The 3,814-nt window shown below is 59.5% G+C and carries 4 protein-coding genes; 3 read left to right on the top strand and 1 reads right to left on the bottom strand.

Annotated elements, in window-relative coordinates; translation table 11 throughout:
- From ABJN75_RS21065 to ABJN75_RS21055, 3 genes are all read left to right on the top strand, one after another.
- The coding region (locus tag ABJN75_RS21065) for an NAD(P)/FAD-dependent oxidoreductase (protein WP_348441573.1) at positions 1-851 on the top strand (851 nt) is incomplete at its 5' end.
- 1 nt (position 852) lies between these two features.
- Complete coding sequence (locus ABJN75_RS21060; RefSeq protein WP_348441572.1) at positions 853-2,058, top strand: aminomethyltransferase family protein; 1,206 nt, start codon at positions 853-855, stop codon at positions 2,056-2,058.
- Between the two features lie 16 nt (positions 2,059-2,074).
- Positions 2,075-2,311 carry a hypothetical protein gene (locus ABJN75_RS21055; RefSeq protein ID WP_348441571.1) on the top strand — a complete coding sequence of 79 codons (237 nt, stop codon included), beginning with the start codon at positions 2,075-2,077 and terminating at the stop codon, positions 2,309-2,311.
- Between the two features lie 205 nt (positions 2,312-2,516).
- Here the strand turns inward: ABJN75_RS21055 and ABJN75_RS21050 are convergent, their stop codons facing one another.
- Positions 2,517-3,584 carry an extracellular solute-binding protein gene (locus ABJN75_RS21050; protein WP_348441570.1) on the bottom strand — a complete coding sequence of 356 codons (1,068 nt, stop codon included), beginning with the start codon at positions 3,582-3,584 and terminating at the stop codon, positions 2,517-2,519.
- Positions 3,585-3,814 lie beyond the last annotated feature (230 nt).

Here is a 3,814-nt window from a genome sequence, read left to right as displayed (position 1 = left end):
GCCTTCGGATCATGCCAGACGGCGGTCCCGACGCTCTGGTCAAGGCCTTGAACGAGTGCGTCACCGCTGCCGGCGGGGAAATCCGCACAGGTTCACCGGTGGACAGGATCATGGTCGACAATGATCGCACCGCAGGCGTGCGGCTCAAATCAGGTGAAGAGATCCCGGCTCCGGTGGTGCTCTCCAACGCTTCACCCGGGACCACGTTGATGACGCTTCTCGGCGTTGAGCATCTTGATGGCGAATTCGTCCGGCGTTGCCGCAACATGGCATCGAAGGGCATGGTCAGCCGTCTGGATTTCGACATCGGACAGGCGCCCGTGTTGCGTGGCGGCGGAGACCTCAAATCCGGTCAGCGGCTGACGATCGCCCCCGACATGCAGGCGATTGAAACTGCCTTCAACGCCGCCAAGTATGGCGACATACCGGCCAGACCGGTGCTGGAAGCCACCTATGATGCCGCCGCCAACAGGCTCTGCGTCAGCGCCCAGTTCACGCCCTATGATTTGAACGGCGGCTGGACCGACGACGCCAAGGCGAAACTTTCAGCTTCGGTTGTTGCCGTCCTGGAGGATGCCCTACCGGGATTGTCGTCCGCTGTCACCGCCAGCCGGGTAATGTCGCCCGTCGACATCGAAACCGGCTATGGCGTCTCAGGCGGGCATTGGCATCACGGCGAATTGCGCGTCGATCAGTTGTTGATGTTGCGGCCCTTCGATGGAGCGGCCCAATACCGCATGCCGGTGAAAGGCCTCTATCTTTGTGGCGCAGGCGCCCATCCCGGCGGCGACATTTCCGGCGCTCCCGGCTTCAATGCGGCGCGCACAGCACTTCGCGACGGGGGAATCTGAGATGGCAGCCGAGGCAAAACCAATCGGACAGGTGGCCTTGGGGCTGGAGCCCGGCCCCTTTCATGATCGTCTGGTCTCCCACAACCGCCAGCAGGCCTGGATGAACTGGATGGGCTACGCCTCCCCGTCCGTGCTCGACAGCGTCGAGTTCGAATATTTCGCCATCCGCAACCAGTCGACGCTGTTCGACATTTCGCCGATGTGCAAATATGCGATCACCGGACGGGACGCCGAAGCAGTCGTCAACCGACTGGTCACCCGCGACATCCGCAAACTCAAGCCGGGTCGCGTTGCCTACTGCATCTGGTGCGACGAGGATGGCCAGGTGGTCGATGACGGCACCGTCTTCCGGCTGTCAGACACCGAATTCCGGCTTTGTTGCCAGGAGCCGCAGCTGTCCTGGCTCGAAGACATCGCCTGGGGCTTTGATGTCACAATTCGCGACGTCACCCGCGACATCGCCGGCTTGGCGCTGCAAGGTCCCACCAGTTGCGCGCTGCTCAAGAAGATCGGCCTGACCGGCATCGAAACGCTCAAACCCTTCGGGATCGCCGAGTTTGAAATAGCCGGCGCGGCGGTTACCATTTCCCGCACCGGCTTCACCGGCGACCTTGGTTATGAACTCTGGATGGCGCCCGCTGACGCGCTCACGGTCTGGGACCGCCTGATGGCAATCGGAAAGCTTCGCGGCTTGCGTGTCATCGGCTATGAGGCGCTCGACATGGCCCGCATTGAAGCCGGGTTCGTGTTGCCAAAGGTCGATTTTCTCTCGGCGCAAACCGTGCTGAGACCAGACCGGTCCAACACGCCCTATGAACTGGGCCTTGAGTGGCTGGTGACCCTCGACAAGCCGCATTTCAATGGCCGCCGCGCGCTTCTGGAGCTGTCCACACAGACCCCGCACCGCAAACTGGTGGCGATCGAGATCGAGCGCGACAAGCCTGCGCACAATGCGCTGGTCTATCACAAGAAGTCCCGAGAGGTGGGTCAAGTGACCTCGGCACTTTGGTCTCCGACCTGTAAGCGCAACATCGCCTACGCCTGGCTCGACGCCCCCTATGGCCAGACCGTCACTGGCGATCTGTGGGTCGAGATCTATCTGCAGAAGGAAATCCGGTGGCAACGGCGCATGGCGCGATGCCATCCGGTTGAAAAGCCCTTCTTCGTCCACCCGCGCCGGACCGCGACGCCACCTGCCGACTACTAGGCCCGGAGCAACGAGCATGCCGTGGATAGAACCCGAAAACGCGGATGAGGAGCGGCAACTCAAGCTGCTGTTATTGCCGCTTGGCGCTCCGGGTTCAGGCATGCACCGCTACGGCGCGGCAATGTTTTTCTACCAATGTGGAAAACTCGACGCTGAGCAGCTCGAATCCTACCGCATCTGCTGCAATCTCGACTTCGAGGATCCCGACGCCGTTGCCCTCTCTCGCCACCCTGCTGATAATGCTGACAAATAATTCTGGGAGCTCCGATTGTCTCGTCTGAAGCGGTCGCCACGCACCGAAGCTCAGTTGGGTTTCCTATTTCCGGACAAATTTATGGTAACGTTGGCTGCGACCTTACCCTAGCCGAAAAGCTCCAGTAAGGCCCGGATACATTGCCGGACGAGAAAAAAAGCCGGACGCACCAAGCCCCCGGCCCTTTCATCACATCGGTTTCGAATTATGACTTGAGCTTGGTCCAGACCTTCTCGCGCAGATCCTTGGATGCTGGCGAGCAGGCTTTGTAAGCACGCAGCCGGTCATTGTATTCCGCCGGCGTGTTGACTGCGGGGTCAGCCTTGAGATCTTCTTTCAGGAACTCGCCGGACCCGGCCACCGCATTGGAATAGCCGGTGTAATTGGACGCTGCAGCGGCCACGTCAGGCGACATCATCCAGTTGATGAATATCTTCGCAGCTTCCATGTTCGGGGCGTCCTTCGGGACGGCGATCACGTCGGTCCAGAAGGTGGTGCCTTCCTTGGGATAGACATATACATCGTCCGGCTTCTTGGCCTTGACGCGGTGCGCCGCGCCATTCCACTGCATGTGAACGGCAACCTCGCCGGCAATCATCCGATCAATGGTTCCGTCATTGGAATAAAGCTTCACGTCCGGCTTCTGGGCCATCAGCACATCAAGGATCTTCTGGGCTTCAGCCGGATCCTCGGTGCATTTGTCGATGCCGGTATAGTAGGCCGCAGCGTTCCAGACATCGGACATTTCGTTGAGCATGGCGATCTTGCCCTTCAACTCATCGCTGGGCTCGAAAATCGCCTTCCAGCTTTCCTCAAGCTTGCCGCCCGGCACCATTGAAGGATCGTAGGTAAATCCGGTCGTCCCCCACATATAGGGCGCGGAATAGTCGCGGTTCTCATCGCCTGCGATGGTTGTGAACGCAGGCAGCAGGTTCTTGAAGTTCTCCATCTTGCTGACTTCGATCTTGGCCAGCATGCCCTTTTCCACCATCACGCCAAGCGTTGTGGTGCCGGGGAAAATCACGTCATACCCGCCGCCACCGGCCTGCAGCTTGGCCAGAAGATCTTCTTCCGAGGCAAAGTTGTCGACGGTCACCTTGGTGCCGGTTTCCTTCTCGAAGCGCTCGAGCAGTTCCGGAGCGAAATAGTTCGTCCAGTTGTAAAGATGCAATTCGCCTGCAGCCAGCGCGTTGCCGCTCCATGCGGTCAGTGCCAGTGCCGATACCATCAGCATCTTGGCGGTATTCGTTCCTACCCTGTTGTACCTAATCATGATCTGCTCCAATTGTTTGCGGGCTGTGACGTCTCAATCGGGCCCGGATTTCCGATTTTGATCCCGCCCCAGAAAGAGCGACAGGGAGAGTGAATGCTCCACCGGCTAAAGCCGGTGGCTTCGGGTTACGGCTATAAGCCGGATTGGTCCGCCCTTCGGCGGACTACACAACCTCAAAATCATCGTCAGGGTCAGGCGGTTTCTGGTTCTTGATATACTCTTTCCACACT

Source organism: Hoeflea sp. (assembly GCF_039975035.1).
In the GTDB taxonomy this organism is placed as follows: Bacteria; Pseudomonadota; Alphaproteobacteria; order Rhizobiales; family Rhizobiaceae; genus Hoeflea.
Note: the sequence above shows the minus strand (reverse complement) of the source record. Positions and strands in the feature narration are given on the sequence as shown.